The organism is Cobetia sp. MMG027 (assembly GCF_027947415.1).
Lineage (GTDB): Bacteria > Pseudomonadota > Gammaproteobacteria > Pseudomonadales > Halomonadaceae > Cobetia > Cobetia marina.
This window is the reverse complement of record NZ_JAQJIO010000003.1, coordinates 86,444-101,062: the sequence shown is the minus strand read 5'-3', so window position 1 is coordinate 101,062 and position 14,619 is coordinate 86,444. Positions and strand designations below refer to the sequence as shown.

The window sequence follows — 14,619 nt, the reverse complement described above, 5'->3', positions numbered from 1 at the left end:
ATATAGGTAGCGAGTGTCCAATACATGGACCCACCGCATTCAACGAACTTTCGCCACCCGAATGGACAACCTCGTCCCTGCATGACAAGCGCGATCTGGAACGAGGCAGGAGTGACGCCTCCTCGAGCGCACCGTTGCGCAAGAATTGCCTCGCCTCGTGGCCGTTGAAGCCCCTCCTCCTGAAAGGCACCATGTCTGCCACGTCGCACTGCAGCACACGTTCAGAATAGGGACAGAGCGGCGAGTCTCGCCAGCCAGTCCTTGCACATATCCGGCCCCACGAGGTGTCGCCAGCGACTCGATGGCGACCCGAAGGCGAATCGATGACATGCGAAACCGCCGACGCGGGCGGCCACGAGGCGACTGCTGACAGAAGCCTTGGCCGTAGCGATCACTGACCTTGTCACACCCCCGCAAGGGCATGGACGCATCGCAACGTCCTGAAAAATCTTCATGAAAAAAAAGCCCATCGGATGGCCGATGGGCTTTTTTCACTTTTCAGCACACGCTACGAGAGTGTCACTCTCAGCTCCCTTTCTTACAGGGCACTCTGGATATCAGAAAGCAGAGCATCCAGAAGATCCGTACTGGTATTCCAGGAACATACGAAGCGTGCGCCACCTGCGCCGATGAAGGTGTAGAAGGTCCAGCCACGCTCACGCAGCGCCGTCAGCACATGCTCGGGGAAGCTGGCAAAGACGCTGTTGGCCTCACAGGGAAACAGCAGTTCGATGCCGTCCAATGCCTCGAGTCGCTCGGCCAGATACTGCGCCATGGTGTTGGCATGACGTGCGTTGTCCAGCCAGACGTCATTCTCGAGCAGCCCCATCCACGGCGCGGCGATGAAACGCATCTTGGAGGCAAGCTGACCGGCCTGCTTGCAGCGATAGTCGAAGTCACGGGCCTGCTCGCGATCAAAGAATATCACCGACTCCCCCATCGCCAGCCCATTCTTGGTACCGGAGAAGCACAGCACGTCCACGCCGGCCTTCCAGGTAAGCTCGGCCGGAGAGACGCCCAGCGAGGCACAGGCATTGGCAAAGCGCGCGCCGTCCATGTGGATCTGAAGATCATGACGGTCGGCCACTTCGCGAATCGCCTGAAGCTCTTCCAGGCTATAGACGGTGCCGACTTCGGTGCACTGGGTCAGCGAGATGACACGCGGACGCGGATAATGGATATCACTGCGCTTGGTGACCAGTCGCTCGATGCCTTCAGGCGTCAGCTTGCCATTCGGACCCGGCGCATTGAGCAGCTTGGAGCCATTGGAGAAGAACTCCGGCCCTCCGCATTCGTCAGTCTCGATATGGGCCAGTTCATGGCAGATGACGCTGTGATAGGACTGACACAGATGCGCCAGCGACAGGGAATTCGCCGCCGTGCCATTGAAGACGAAGAATACCTCGCACTCGGTCTCGAACAGCTGACGGAAGCTGTCCGTCACCTGTTGAGTCCAGCGGTCGTTGCCATAGGCGAGATCATCATCCTGATTGGCTCGCATCATGTATGCCATCGCCTCGGGGCAGATACCGGACGTGTTGTCACTGGCCAGAAAACGTGATGTACAGGTGTCATCGATGTCAGTGGCCGCGGAGCGGGTCGTGGCGAGGGCGTCAGTCGTCATGGGAGTATCCAGAGCAGAGCAAGGGGTCACCTTGCCCGATGAAACGAACGCGGTACCCAGGATGGCAGGCACCACAGTAGAAATCCCATCATAACAGCGCTGCATGCCGCCGCCAGCCATGATCCGACGCGACCATCACGACGAGACGGCCATGCAGGAAAATCCCTCAGGCAGCATCGAGAGCCGGGTACCCTCTGCGCCCCTGCAGACCGCCCGTATGCAGGACCCGTACACGAGTCCCGGGGGCGATCATCCCGTTGGCGAGATGGTGGGCCAGTGAGGCAAACAACTTGCCGGTATACACCGGCTCGACCTGCAACCCGGTCTCGGCCTCGAATCGTTGGATGAAGTCGATCAACCAGGCGGGTGCCTTGGCGAAGCCGCCCGCCTGCGCTCCCAACCACAGCCCCCACTCCGGTGTCTTCTGCTCACTGCCGCCGCTCCGGGCCAGCAGACGACGCACACGGTGATAGAGCTGATCTCCGTGATTCATGGTCGGGACGCCAATCACACGCAGACCATCACGCTCCCCCAGCGCACTCAGAACACCCGCCAGCGTGGTCCCGCTGCCGCAGGCCATCAGTACCAGCTGGGGCGCCGGCTCTCCGTTGCAAGGTGTCACCAGCGCCTGTGCCAACGGCTCGAGCCCCGCCACCCCCTCCACGCTGCCCCCACCTTCCGGCACCCACAGCGCATCACTGAAGCGGGCAGAGAACCCGGGCTGGTCGCGCTGTTTATATTCCGCCCGTGAGATGAAGTTCAGGTGCATGCCGTTGGCCATGGCATCCTTCAGCGTCGGCGTCAGCGGAGCTTCCGGATGCCCACGCACCAGGCCATGCGTCGCCACCCCCAGACGCGCCCCGGCAGCCGCCAGAGCATGCAGGTGATTCGACCAGCCGCCGCCACAGCTGATGATGCCTCGCCCCTCGCTGAGCGCTCGCGCCAGTGGCAGGCGCAGCTTCCATGCCTTGTTGCCGGATATCTCGGCATCCAGGGTATCGGCCCGCAGGCATTCGACCACCACCCCGGCCTCGCGGGCCACGCGCCAGTCAAGGCGCTCCACCCGTGGCAGGGTGAACAACTCGAGCAGTGCTTCCAGGCCGCCCCCTGCCGATGAGGAGTCGGCCTCGAGCGAGGCGATCGGCGAGGCCGTGACAGTCGCTGAAGACGCGACAGCAGCAGGAGAGGAGAGCGCACCTTGAGGCGCGGACAGGACCGTGGCGCCATCCGGCGGCAGAGTCTCGTCGGTGGATTGGCGAGAAGCGGCTGCGTGCGATGACATGAGCGAGTCCCATCGTGGTGATGCGCCGTGAGAACGGCAGAAGGCGGAGAGACGACAAGGCCATCACGGCCGTCATTGTCACGCAGACACGACGGCCGTGATGGCCACTCTCAGTCTAGGCAGAGCTTCGGCTCAACTCAACGCTGAATATCCCCATCTCGCCGACACTCGCTCCGCCACAAAAGGCGCCCCGGCCAGCCGAGACTCCCGGGAGCGGGCTAGAGGGCTGCGGCCGCCATGGTGCCCTGCGCGATGGCGCGCTTGGCATCCAGCTCAGCGGCTTCATCGGCGCCACCGATGATGTGCAGCTCGATCCCTGCCGCCTCCAGGGGCGCCTTGAGCTCCAGCACCGACTCCTGGCCGGCACACAGCACGATACTGTCGAGCGCCAGATGCTGGACCTTGCCATCAATGCTGACGGTCATCCCCTGGGCATCGATGGACTGATAATCGCAGCCTGCCACCATCTTGACTCCGCGCTGCTTGAGGGTGGCCCGGTGCACCCAGCCGGTCGTCTTGCCCAGATGCTTGCCCGGCTTGGAGGTCTTGCGCTGCAGCAGCCATACCTCACGAGGGCTCTCGCCGGGCATCGGTGTCTTGAGACCGCCGGCGGTGCTGACCGAGAGATCCACCCCCCACTCCTCGCACCACAGCTCGCCATCCAGCGAGGGTGACGGCTCACGATGCGTCATCAACTCCGCCACATCGAATCCGATGCCTCCCGCACCGACCAGCGCCACACGTCGCCCCACTCGCTCCGGAGCACGAATCGCCTCGCCATAACTGAGCACCTGGCCACGCGAGATGCCCTCCTCGATACCGGGAATCGCGGGCGTACGCGCACGCACGCCACTGGCCAGGATCACGGCATCGAACGCTGCCAGCATCTCCGCGGTGGCACGCGTATTGAGCCGAACCTCGACACCATTGCGTGCCAGCGCCTCGTTGAAGTAGCGCAGTGTCTCGTCAAACTCCTCCTTGCCCGGAATGCGGCGCGCGAAATTGAACTGCCCGCCGACTTCCGCCTGCGCCTCGAACAGCACCACCTCATGACCACGCTCTGCCGCGGTGACGGCCGCCGACAGACCTGCTGGACCACCTCCGACCACGGCGACACGCCGCACGCGGCGGGCAGGCTCGATCACCATCTCGGTCTCGTGGCAGGCTCGCGGGTTGACCAGACATGAGGTCAGCTTCATCTGGAAGGTGTGATCAAGACACGCCTGGTTGCAGGCGATGCAGGTGTTGATGATCGCGGCATCATCCGCCTGCGCCTTGCTGACCCACGCCGGGTCAGCGAGGAACGGACGCGCCATCGACACCATGTCGGCATGTCCCTCCACCAGTACCGACTCGGCCACGTCCGGCATGTTGATGCGATTGGTGGTGATCAGCGGCAGACTGAGCTCCGCCTTCATGCGCTGGGTCAGTCCGGTGAAGACGGCACGCGGCACACTGGTGACGATGGTGGGCACTCGTGCCTCATGCCAGCCGATCCCGGTATTGATGAGGCTGGCACCGGCCGCCTCGATGGCCTTGCCCAACGCGACCACCTCGCTCCAGGTGCTGCCCTCATCGACAAGATCCAGCATCGACAACCGATAGATGATCAGGAAATCCTCGCCCAGCGCCGCGCGGATGCCCGCGACGATCTCCACCGCCAGACGGATGCGATTCTCGAAGCTGCCACCGTATTCATCCTCACGCTGGTTGGTCCGTCGACAGATGAACTGGTTGATGAAGTAACCTTCGGACCCCATCACCTCGACACCGTCATAGCCCGCTTCGCGTGCCAGGGTGGCACAGCGTACATAATCCGCGATCTGGCCTTTCACTTCCTCGGTGCTCAGCGCCCTCGGCATGAAGGGGTTGATCGGGGCCTGAATGGCAGATGGCGCGACCTGATCCGGAGAATAGGCATAGCGACCGGCATGCAGGATCTGCAGGCATATCCGCCCGTCCTCGGCATGCACGGCATCGGTCACTTCACGATGACGCTGCGCCTCCTGTGAGGTGGTCAGCTTGGCCGCCCCTTGCATGACCGCGCCCTCCGGGTTCGGGGCGATCCCTCCCGTGACGATCAGGGCGACACCATGACGGGCACGCTCGCGATAGAAGGCCGCCAGGCGCGTGAAGCCATTGGGAGCTTCCTCGAGCCCGGTATGCATCGACCCCATCAGCACGCGATTCTTCAGCGTGATGTGTCCCAGCTTCAGCGGACGGAAGATATTCGGATAGGCAGTCATGGCGCTTGCTCCTTGCCGTCGCACTGGCGTGGCCGTCAACCGGACCCTGGGACACCAGTACGCGGAACTCATCAGGTCGTCATTGTCATCTTGTCGCCTTGCGTTGCTCGTGCACGTTGGCGGTAGACACGTCAGGGCGACGCACACCCAAGGCAAACAGTCGTATGAATCTCGATACGCTCAGTGTAGTGCATCATCGCTTGCACTCAATGCGCCTGGAGGACACATTGATATCCTTGCAGGACATGCCCTGAGCAATATCCGGCCGACGGCAAGCCTCGCGCTTGTCTCCCCGACCTCTCGACACGAGCCAGCCCCATGCAATTAGGAGAAGTCTCGGTCAGCCTGGCGCACCTCGTTGCACGTGCCCTGGACGCGCGCAACGTGCACGCCGAGCCCATCATGCAGCCCTACACGGGCTGGCCGCTGCCGGACGACGGAGATGCCCGGATCGGCATCGCTCGCTACATGCGACTGGGCCATGCCGCCATCACTGCCAGCGGTGATGAACTGTTCGGCCTAGAGATGGCCGCTCAGATTCGCCCGGGAGACTTTCTGCTCCCCGGACTTGCGTGTGCCTGCGCCCCCACTCTGGCGGCAGGGCTGACGTTGCTGTGCGAGGCTGAGGCACTTTACAGCGACAACAGTCGTGGGCATGGCCATTTCGAGCGCCAGGCCACCGGCGGCTGGCTGAACTTCTACTCCCTCGCTCCCTACAATGCCTACAACCGCTTCGTGGTCGACAGCGTGCTGGGAGGCTGGTGGCATCTGGCTCGCCAGCTGAGTGGCGATGCCTTGAGCGATGCATCGCTCGAGATCGATTACACGATCCCCCGCTCGCCGGAGGACAGCTCTCCGCTCACCCCCTCACCAGACGATATGCATGAGCAGACGGAGAAGCGCTGGCGCTGGCGATATGCCCGACGCCTGGGCCTGCCTGCGAGCCAGTTGCACTTCGCGACAGGGCGCAATCGGCTGTGGCTGCCAGACAGAGTATTGAACGCCCCTACCGTGCAGGCAGCACCGGTTGCCTTTGCCCAGCTTCGTCAACAGATCACGGAGCGACTGGAGAGCCGTCAGGGCCCTCATGACACGCTGTCACGCACACGACGTGCCATTGCCATGCGGCTTTCGGGGCGCGCACCCGGACGCGACGAGATCGCAGCGGCCCTCAATCTGCACCCGCGTACCCTGGCCAGACGACTCGCTGCCGAAGGCTGGCACTACGAGGGGCTACTGGATGACACACGCCGCGCGCTGGCCGAGCGTTATCTGCGCGACACCCATCTGAGCCTGAAGGAAATCAGCTGGGTACTGGGATTTGCCGGTCCGGAAAGCTTCCAGCACGCCTGCAAGCGCTGGCACGCCAAACCACCGGGCGCATGGCGCAGACAGCACCGCGCATCCAGCCGAACGGGTAGCTCACGGACCTGAAACACGAAGAAACGTCGAACGGGGGATGATGGGACGATGGGACGTCCAGAAGGAAGGCAACAACGAGGAAGGCAACAACGCGCATCTTGCTGGCCAGAAACGCGAAAACCCGAGCACGAGGGCTCGGGTTTCACGAATTCTGTAGATCGAGTGGCGGACTGGACGGGACTCGAACCCGCGACCTCCGGCGTGACAGGCCGGCATTCTAACCAACTGAACTACCAGTCCACATTGGTGGGTGATACTGGATTCGAACCAGTGACCCCAAGCATGTGAAGCTTGTGCTCTAACCAACTGAGCTAATCACCCAACACAGACGATCCTTGCTGCAAGCAGCGGTGACATCGCGTCATTCTGAATGGCGGACTGGACGGGACTCGAACCCGCGACCTCCGGCGTGACAGGCCGGCATTCTAACCAACTGAACTACCAGTCCATTCAGAACAACTCAACATCGGGCGCATGACAAACGGTAGTGGCGGACTGGACGGGACTCGAACCCGCGACCTCCGGCGTGACAGGCCGGCATTCTAACCAACTGAACTACCAGTCCACTGCAACGTTTGCTTCTGCTGACGAACCAGGCCATTTAATCAAGTAACGCTTTGATAAGCAATAACTTTTTTCAAATGGTGGGTGGTACTGGGTTCGAACCAGTGACCCCCAGCTTGTAAGGCTGGTGCTCTACCAACTGAGCTAACCACCCCTGTCTCGTTGGCGCTGCATTCTACGGAATCCGCCCCATGAGTCAATACTTTTTTTACAGGTAGTTTCAGAATGCTCCTCGACAGGGTCTTGATAAGACTGGATTTTCCCAGCACCACTCACCTGTAGCCCAGCAACCATCAGCATTGTGTCAACATTCTGACATCAGGATGCCACGAGGGAGAAAATTCGTGTCGCTCATGGATTGACACCCATCAGCGCAATGCAGGGTGTGCAAGGATCGCTGCCACCGCTGAGCGAATCAGTCCCTCACGCGTCTTGCCGCTCGCCTTGCGAGGCTTGAAATCATGCTCGCCATCCTCCAGCCATTGCAGGCTGATGGTGCATGGCAATCCGTAACCTTCGACTTCCTCGCGATGACCAAAGGGATCTCGCGTGCCCTGGCAGATCACGCCCGGGGCATCAATGGCCGCCAGATGCTCGGTTCGCAGCGTGTCCGGCTTGCCGGTCGGGTGAAAGGGATAGCCCAGCGCATACCAGCCCAGGGGCGACATTCGACGTGGGCCTGATGAGGGGGCTGGCATGCCTCGCCCCTCCAGCTCCTGCATCACATGCGAGGCCACGCGACTCCCCATGGACTTGCCACCAAGCAATACCGGGCATGTCGCCAGAGACGCCCTGGCGGCAAGACTGGCGGCCAGCGCCTCATGCCAGCGCGTCATTTCCTCGATCAGCCCGGGCAGCCGCGGCGGCGGACGACGGCGTGCCTCGCAGCGCATCTTGACGAGGTAGGCGAAGTCGAATCCCAGCCATGCCGCCCCCTGGTGTGCACAGGCCTTGCCGAACCGCTGATGGAAATCGGTCTCGCGTCCGGCGCCCGCCCCATGGGCATGCAGCAGAATCACCTGCCGAGGGCTGCCATGAATCTCCAGCGGACCGAACGAGGCCACCCAGCCTCGCCAGGGACCGCGCGCCGCCAACGCCTCCTCTGACAGCTCCAGACGCTTTTCCAGCTCATCGGCGATGGCGTCAAAGGAAGCGACCTTGAAACCTTCCTCGGCGTAGGGGGTGGGAACGGCCGCCACATTGGACGCATCCCGATCTTCGTCCGATGATGAAGTGACAAGAGACACTCAGTGTCCTCCCTGGTAGCTGAAATGAATGCTGAATCGTCTCGTGAGTCGTGCTCTCTTCAGGAGAGCACATCGCTGTTCACTGCATGATGAGGTCATGACATGGGCACAGCACCTGATGGAGCAGGCGCCTCTCACGAGGTGATTCGCCAATTTGGCACGACGGCCATTCTTTCAGGCGCCGTCAGTCTATTGCTGGCGGCATGGCTGACCGCCGTGCAGTTGTGGCCAACCCTGGCCCCGCCCATCGCCTGGCTAAGCCATGGCCGTCTCGCCATTGTGCAACAGCATCTGCTGCTCTTCGGCCTCGGCGGCTCGGCATTGATTGCCAGCCTGTATTCACTGGTCAATCATGACACGCAAGCCCGGCCGGGCCAGCGGCGTCTCCAGCGGTTCACGCTGCAGGCCTGGCAGACGATTCTCGTGCTTGGCAGCATATCGATTGCCGCGGGCTTCGCGTCGGGGCATGGCCAATCCGAATATCCCTGGCCACTCAACCTGTTGATGCTGGCAGTGTGGATCGCGGTCGCGTGGCTCTTCCATGTCAACTGGAAGGCAGGACCGACAGTGCGCCTGCCCGTGGCTGGCTGGTGCTTCATTGGCTGTCTGGTGATGATACTGATGCAGCATACCCTGCTGTCACTGGCGGTGCCCCTGGGCCCGCTGACATCGTTACCCATGTTCTCAGGCAGTCTGGACGCGCTGCTGCAGAGCTGGCAGAAGGGAATGCTGCCCGGCGGCATGCTGGCACTGGGCTTCATTGCCATGGCGTATCAGGCACTCTCGGGACTGACCCGCCAGCCCCTTCACTCTCACCGTCTGGCCATCATCAGCTTCTGGCTGCTGGTATTGCTGCTGCCCTGGAGCGGCGCGGCGCTGCTGCATGCCAGCGCCCTGCCCCAGTGGAGCCAGGCGCTGGGAATGGCGATGGGGCTCCTGCTGCTGGCGCCGGGACTGGCCATTCCTCTCAACGGCCTGCTGACCCTCAAGGCGGACTGGCCCTCCCTGCGCCATCATCCTCAGACCTGCCTGCTCGGCGCGGCCCTGCTCTTTCTGGCCATCAGCGTGATGGAGCATGTGGCACTGTCCATCGCCCCGCTCAACGACATGACCTTCAGCGCCGCCGGCAGCCTCTCGCCGGCCGGCACACTGGGCGTCATCGGTCTGGTCTGCGTGCTCATGCTCTACCGTCTGCGGCTGCCTGAAGCACCCTCGGCGCTGATCATGACCCACGCCTGGCTGGCCATCGCCGGCACGTTGCTCTGCATCGCTGCCAGCTGGACCACCACCCTGCTGCAAGGCAGCCTGTGGCATGCCGTAGACGCAGAGGGACAACCGCTGCACTCCCTCGCCGACGTCCTGGCGGTGGCTCGCCCGCCGATGCTGATGACGCTGGTGGGGCTGAGTTGCTGGGCACTCGGCCTGCTGCTGATGGCAGCGTATCTCCTGCGCGCCTCCCGCCGTCCCATCACGCGCCCCTCTACCCAGCGCGCTCATCACCACATCGGGGATTCACACGCTCGGGGGAGGACACCGGCATGAGACACGTACTGCTCGAACGGCATCCGGGCCTGATGGCCGCGCTCTGCGTGATGGCGGCAAGTGTCGGCGCGCTGGCCCAGTTGCTGCCTCTGGGGTTTCAGGAGGCAAGGCAAGAAGTGACACCGCTGGATGCGCTGGCGCTGGAGGGCCAGCGCCTTTACCTGCGGGAAGGCTGCCAGCAATGCCATACCCGAATGGTGCGGGATCTGCCGGGAGACCAGGCACGCCATGCAAGCCGGGACGCCGCCTCCCGCCACCTCATGGAGCGACCGGCCCTGTGGGGCAACGCTCGTCATGGCCCTGACCTGAGCCGCCTCCCGGCGGAACATGATGAGGCCTGGCAACGCCTGCACCTGTACTCGCCGCGCCACAAGGTGGCGGATTCCAGCATGCCGGCCTACCCCTGGCTGTTCGAGCACGCCCTGAGCGGCGAGGGTGTCGCCGAGCGCATGCAGGCCCTGCAGACGCTTGGCGTACCCTACCGAGACGACGAGATCCTCGCGGCGCCCGCCCGGGTACGCGGCAAGGCCGAGGCGACCGCTCTGCTGGCCTATCTTCAACAGACGGATCCCCCTCGGCACTCATCCGCGACAGCACCCGACCCGACAGGGGAGACACTCGTCACACTGACACTGACGACAGGAGCTGCACCATGAACCTGCTGGCAAACGTCGATCTGCCACTGTTCTGGCAGGCATGGATCAGCATGCTCACGCTGGGCAGCCTGGCCTTCTGCACGCTGTTGCTTGTCGGGCTTCGCTCTCGCAGCACCTCACCCGATGATGACCTGCAGGGAGATGGGCCAGGCGACGAACACCGCATTGACGGCACCCCTCAGCCGGACAGGCCGCTGCCGCTGGTCTGGAGTCTGCTGTTTCTGCTCACGCTGCTGGTCAGCATGGGGCAGATCGTCATGTCCTTGAGTGGATGATGTCACCTGGCTCTCCCGAGTCGGATGAGGCAGGGCGTCGCAACCTGCCCCTTCGGGAGGTTCTGCGTCTAGAGTCATGCAGGACATCACGACACAATCAGAATTATCTAATATAATGCGCGCGATTCACGGAGCACTTCACATCCCGCCCCACAGGACGGGAACCCGTTCTGGGAAGTGCGCCTGACAGGTATCATTGACGGACAGCACCGACAGGCAGCAGCGACTCAGTCCATGAGGATGCTGCCTCTCCGTACAGGACCATGGAATCGCCCTGTACCAGGTGTCGCACCCGGACACCCCCACCCGAAACCCGCCCCCCACGAGTTTCGGCGTAATGCCCCAGGAGAGTCACCATGACGGCCCAGACAACGGCATCCCATCGATTGCGTGCGCATGAAGCACGCTGTCAGACCTGCTCGCTCAGCTCACTGTGTCTGCCGCTGGCACTGAACATGGAAGCCATCGACCAGTTCGACTCCATCATTCGGCGCCGCGCGCCGCTCAGAAAGGGCGAGGTTCTCTTCACCCAGGGCGAGCCCTTCGACTGCGTCTTCACGGTGCGCTCGGGCAGCCTGAAACAGATCAACACCGAGAACAGTGGCACGGAGCAGCTCACCGGTTTCTTCCTGCCCAGCGAGCTGGCTGGACTGGATGCCATCGACAGCAATGCCTACCCCGGCAGCGCCGTGGCACTCGAGACCACGACCGTGTGCGAGATTCCCTTCGATCGCCTCGATGCGCTTTCCGCCCAACTGCCGGAACTGCGCACCCAGCTGTTCAAGAGCCTGAGCAAGGAGCTGCATGAGGATCGTCGGATGATGATGCTGCTGTCGCGCAAGACGGCAGATGAGCGCCTGGCCAGCTTCCTGGTCAACCTCTCTCAGCGCTTCCGTCGCCGCGGCTATTCGCCATACAGTTTCCGTCTTTCCATGTCCCGCGCCGACATCGGCAATTACCTGGGACTGGCCGTGGAAACCATCAGCCGTATCCTGACGCGTTTCCAGGCTCAGGGGCTGGTGGATATCCAGGCCCGCGAGGTCCATATCCTGCACCTGGATGGCCTGATCGAGCTGGCAGAAGGAGAGTGTCAGGGCGGTCGCTGACCCCCGTGTTGCCATCTCTCTCACCACGAAGGCCCGCCACATCCTCATGTGGCGGGCCTTCGTGTTTTCCAGACAGCGCCAGGCGGCTCGGAGACGCTCAGCGATTCTGCAGACGATTGTAATCCAGCAACCCGGCCTCGACGGGACGATCCGCATAATTGGCACGCAGCACGCTGTCCGAGAACTGCCAGAAGCGTGGATCGGTGCGCCGCACTCCGATATCGGCCATCAGCTGTCGATAGTCCGCCTCATCCTTGAGCACGGCGACCCGCCGTGCCAATCCCTGCAGCGACTCGGGTGTCAGATGCCAGAAGGCATTCGGATAATCCCCGGCCACGCCGCGCAGCACATCCAGCGTATCGCGCTCAGGACGCCGATTGGCTTCCTCGTCGAACAGACTGGTGATGTTGGCATGAGCCGAGTTGCGCAGCACGCTGAACAACTGTGGGTGCTCGCTTCCCTTCCGTTCCAGCGCAATGATGGTGACTTCCGGCAGCAGGCTGGCCGCCAGACCACTCACCTCGCTCAAGGCCTTCAATTCGCGGCGCACGGCATCATCCTCCAGCGTCTCCAGGCTACGCTCGTGGACAAGTTCCGGCGCCAGGCGCTCGCGCAGGCGGCGCATCAACCCAATGCGCGCCTTCTCCGGTGAGGAAAGCTCTCCCGGTGTCCAGACGATATCGCTCGGGGCATCAAACTGGGGCGGCTTCTTGAACAGCAGCTTTTCCAGCCCAGAATCCACATCCTGATACCAGCTGTCATGCACTGCCTGACGCTCGCCGGCAGGCAGAAGCGCCAGCAGGTTGTTCTCGCCTTCCATGCGCAGGAAGTCCATGTACAGGCGCGTGGTCAGCTGGTGGCCGAGGTTGCCATAGACATCGAAGCCGGCCACCAGCAGGTAATGGATGCGCTCAAGCATCGGGTAATCGATCACCCAGGCCGTCTTGGGCACATTGCCGACCAGCCCTTTCATCACGGCGGCATTGTCGAAGTGACGATAGACCGTCAGGGCGGCATTGGGGTTGTGATCGCCACCCTCGCCACCTTGCCAGCCGCTGCCGTCCCACAACAGCTGCATGTCCAGACGCAGATTGCCGTCCTCGTAGGCCTGCATCATCAGCTTTTGCTTGGCCTGCAGATAGGCCTGCTGCTTGCGCTCGAACTTGATCCACGAGGAGATGGGCAATGCATTGCTGCTCTGCTCGGCAGGCAGGCTGAGATTCTCGCCCTCCCGTGCCAGGGTGCGCTCGACCTGCGGCAGGCTGAACAGTGATGGATCGGTGAAACTGACCCAGAAGTGGTCATTGATGACGTCCACGGCCACCTGGCCACGACAGACCGGCCCCTTGATGAAGCCCATGATGGTGTTCTGCGATTCATCCAGCATGAAGCGGTAACGTGACTCGGCAGGGATCGCCTCGAACGTCAGGAAGGGGTTGGACGCCGTCTTGAGGTCATAGCCAGGCAGGTCATCCACCGTATAGTCCGGCGCGAGGAACAGCGACTGCCAGCGCTCCAGGCGCGCGTCACTCAGCGAATAGGGCAGATGATTCTTGGCCAGGATCGTCGAGCGCTCCTGCCATAGACGGTAATAGACGCGAGGACGCCCGGCCTCGTCATGCGGCATGACGTCACGACCATCTCCGGGATAGGCGGCGTAGGGAGCGTCATAGGGGCGGCGCGAGGAGATACGCTGGATGGGCTCGCCGGGCGGCGTACTGGAGCGCACCAGCGAGAAGAAGATCGGCCGGCCATTGGCCCCCTTCGCTTCCGGGAAATACAGGTGGGTCAGAAAGAGATGCTCGTAGATGTAGCGACTCATCAGCCGCTGCTTGAGGCTGTCACCATTGAGGAAGGCTTCCACCTGCTGAATCCGTGGCACCAGGGCCTCAGACACCGGGCGCACCTTGGTCATCGGGGAGCCCTGCGCCAACCAGTTGACCAGCGTACGGTGCTCCTCATCACTGATCTGCGGCAGCGCATACGGCATGCCCCAGTCCGGGTGATCTTCCGCGAAGGCATCATAGCGCTCGATGGGCGCGCACACCTGACTGCGATTGAGCGACAGATCGAAGCGGTCTTCCGGCAGCAGGCCTTCCTCCGTCACCGGCAGGGGTTGCTTGCGCTTCTGGCTCAGCGAGCGGAACAGCACACTGCCTTCCAGATTGGCGAGCGCCGAGTCGTTGCGCTCGTTGAGCACCGGCGAGAAGTTCATGTCACGCCATTCAGCGGTGCTGTCGGCATCCTCGAACAGTCGCGTCAGATTGGCCGCCAGCAAGCGGGTGCCGTCATAGACAGGGGCGGGATTGATACCGCGGTCGATCCCGGCCGCCGAGGACATCTTGAGCTGGCACGGGGCGTCATAGCAGCCATGGCAGACCACGCAACGCGTCTCGAGGATCGGCTTGACCTCATCTTCCCAATGCCTCCCCGCCAGACTATCGCCGGACACGACGCGATCGCGTGGCTCGGGCGTCCCGAAACGCGCATCCAGCTGATGCACGGTGACGGCGCTACATCCTCCCAGCAACAGGATGACGAGGATGCTCCAGCGCCAGCGCGGGGTATGCCACAGGCGTCGAAGGGAGTTCAGCATGCAAGGCTCCATAAGCAGAGTACGAGACCGATGGACGGATCGGCCATGAGGCAGGCGGG

10 protein-coding genes and 5 tRNA genes are annotated in these 14,619 nt (G+C 62.8%); 5 read left to right on the top strand and 10 right to left on the bottom strand.

Features of this window, described 5'->3' with window-relative positions:
* Positions 1–538: 538 nt before the first annotated feature.
* The 3 genes from PJK54_RS04525 to PJK54_RS04515 all read right to left on the bottom strand — a co-directional run bounded on the left by PJK54_RS04525 (position 539) and on the right by PJK54_RS04515 (position 5,152).
* Positions 539–1,579, bottom strand: coding sequence for a threonine aldolase family protein (locus PJK54_RS04525; protein WP_271302436.1), 1,041 nt, complete (start codon positions 1,577–1,579; stop codon positions 539–541).
* Between the two features lie 211 nt (positions 1,580–1,790).
* Positions 1,791–2,906: a 1-aminocyclopropane-1-carboxylate deaminase/D-cysteine desulfhydrase gene (locus PJK54_RS04520; protein ID WP_271302349.1), complete on the bottom strand. Its 1,116-nt coding sequence runs from the start codon at positions 2,904–2,906 to the stop codon at positions 1,791–1,793.
* Positions 2,907–3,124: 218 nt separating this feature from the next.
* The gene (locus tag PJK54_RS04515; RefSeq protein ID WP_271302348.1) at positions 3,125–5,152 is read right to left on the bottom strand and encodes an NADPH-dependent 2,4-dienoyl-CoA reductase; all 2,028 of its coding nucleotides are present in this window, start codon (positions 5,150–5,152) and stop codon (positions 3,125–3,127) included.
* Positions 5,153–5,470: 318 nt separating this feature from the next.
* Between PJK54_RS04515 and PJK54_RS04510 the strand changes: the two genes are divergently transcribed.
* A complete protein-coding gene (locus tag PJK54_RS04510; protein WP_271302347.1) occupies positions 5,471–6,586 on the top strand; it encodes an AraC family transcriptional regulator in 1,116 nt (371 codons plus the stop codon).
* 151 nt (positions 6,587–6,737) lie between these two features.
* On the opposite strand, the gene PJK54_RS04505 is transcribed toward PJK54_RS04510, so the two are convergent.
* The 6 genes from PJK54_RS04505 to PJK54_RS04480 all read right to left on the bottom strand — a co-directional run bounded on the left by PJK54_RS04505 (position 6,738) and on the right by PJK54_RS04480 (position 8,337).
* Positions 6,738–6,814, bottom strand: a tRNA-Asp gene (locus PJK54_RS04505).
* 4 nt (positions 6,815–6,818) lie between these two features.
* A tRNA-Val gene (locus PJK54_RS04500) sits at positions 6,819–6,895 on the bottom strand.
* A gap of 50 nt (positions 6,896–6,945) precedes the next feature.
* Positions 6,946–7,022 (bottom strand) — tRNA-Asp (locus PJK54_RS04495).
* 40 nt (positions 7,023–7,062) lie between these two features.
* Positions 7,063–7,139: transfer RNA gene (locus PJK54_RS04490), tRNA-Asp, on the bottom strand.
* A gap of 77 nt (positions 7,140–7,216) precedes the next feature.
* Positions 7,217–7,292 (bottom strand) — tRNA-Val (locus PJK54_RS04485).
* 214 nt (positions 7,293–7,506) lie between these two features.
* On the bottom strand, positions 7,507–8,337 hold the full coding sequence (locus PJK54_RS04480; RefSeq protein ID WP_217622004.1) for an alpha/beta family hydrolase: 831 nt from the start codon (positions 8,335–8,337) through the stop codon (positions 7,507–7,509).
* Between the two features lie 150 nt (positions 8,338–8,487).
* Here PJK54_RS04480 and PJK54_RS04475 point away from each other — a divergent pair, with 150 nt between their 5' ends.
* The 4 genes from PJK54_RS04475 (at position 8,488) to fnr (ending at position 11,964) form a co-directional block, all read left to right on the top strand.
* A complete protein-coding gene (locus tag PJK54_RS04475) occupies positions 8,488–9,927 on the top strand; it encodes a cbb3-type cytochrome c oxidase subunit I (protein ID WP_271302346.1) in 1,440 nt (479 codons plus the stop codon).
* Positions 9,924–10,583 carry a cbb3-type cytochrome c oxidase subunit II gene (locus PJK54_RS04470; RefSeq protein ID WP_271302345.1) on the top strand — a complete coding sequence of 220 codons (660 nt, stop codon included), beginning with the start codon at positions 9,924–9,926 and terminating at the stop codon, positions 10,581–10,583. Before PJK54_RS04475 ends, PJK54_RS04470 begins: the two co-directional genes overlap by 4 nt.
* Entirely contained in the window at positions 10,580–10,858 is a 279-nt protein-coding gene (locus PJK54_RS04465; RefSeq protein WP_084209417.1) for a hypothetical protein, read from the top strand. Before PJK54_RS04470 ends, PJK54_RS04465 begins: the two co-directional genes overlap by 4 nt.
* A gap of 356 nt (positions 10,859–11,214) precedes the next feature.
* Positions 11,215–11,964 (top strand): fumarate/nitrate reduction transcriptional regulator Fnr, encoded by a 750-nt coding sequence (fnr, locus tag PJK54_RS04460; protein ID WP_077378772.1) that lies wholly within the window; start codon positions 11,215–11,217, stop codon positions 11,962–11,964.
* A gap of 97 nt (positions 11,965–12,061) precedes the next feature.
* Here the strand turns inward: fnr and PJK54_RS04455 are convergent, their stop codons facing one another.
* The gene (locus PJK54_RS04455; RefSeq protein ID WP_271302344.1) at positions 12,062–14,560 is read right to left on the bottom strand and encodes a fatty acid cis/trans isomerase; all 2,499 of its coding nucleotides are present in this window, start codon (positions 14,558–14,560) and stop codon (positions 12,062–12,064) included.
* Positions 14,561–14,619: the final 59 nt, after the last annotated feature.

Bases quoted from the DNA above. Each gene is read 5' to 3' on its own strand.
- PJK54_RS04520 (WP_271302349.1), bottom strand. From the start codon at position 2,906: ATGTCATCGCACGCAGCCGCTTCTCGCCAATCCACCGACGAGACTCTG.
- fnr (WP_077378772.1), top strand. From the start codon at position 11,215: ATGACGGCCCAGACAACGGCATCCCATCGATTGCGTGCGCATGAAGCA.
- PJK54_RS04465 (WP_084209417.1), top strand. From the start codon at position 10,580: ATGAACCTGCTGGCAAACGTCGATCTGCCACTGTTCTGGCAGGCATGG.
- PJK54_RS04470 (WP_271302345.1), top strand. From the start codon at position 9,924: ATGAGACACGTACTGCTCGAACGGCATCCGGGCCTGATGGCCGCGCTC.
- PJK54_RS04455 (WP_271302344.1), bottom strand. From the start codon at position 14,560: ATGCTGAACTCCCTTCGACGCCTGTGGCATACCCCGCGCTGGCGCTGG.
- PJK54_RS04475 (WP_271302346.1), top strand. From the start codon at position 8,488: ATGGGCACAGCACCTGATGGAGCAGGCGCCTCTCACGAGGTGATTCGC.
- PJK54_RS04515 (WP_271302348.1), bottom strand. From the start codon at position 5,152: ATGACTGCCTATCCGAATATCTTCCGTCCGCTGAAGCTGGGACACATC.
- PJK54_RS04510 (WP_271302347.1), top strand. From the start codon at position 5,471: ATGCAATTAGGAGAAGTCTCGGTCAGCCTGGCGCACCTCGTTGCACGT.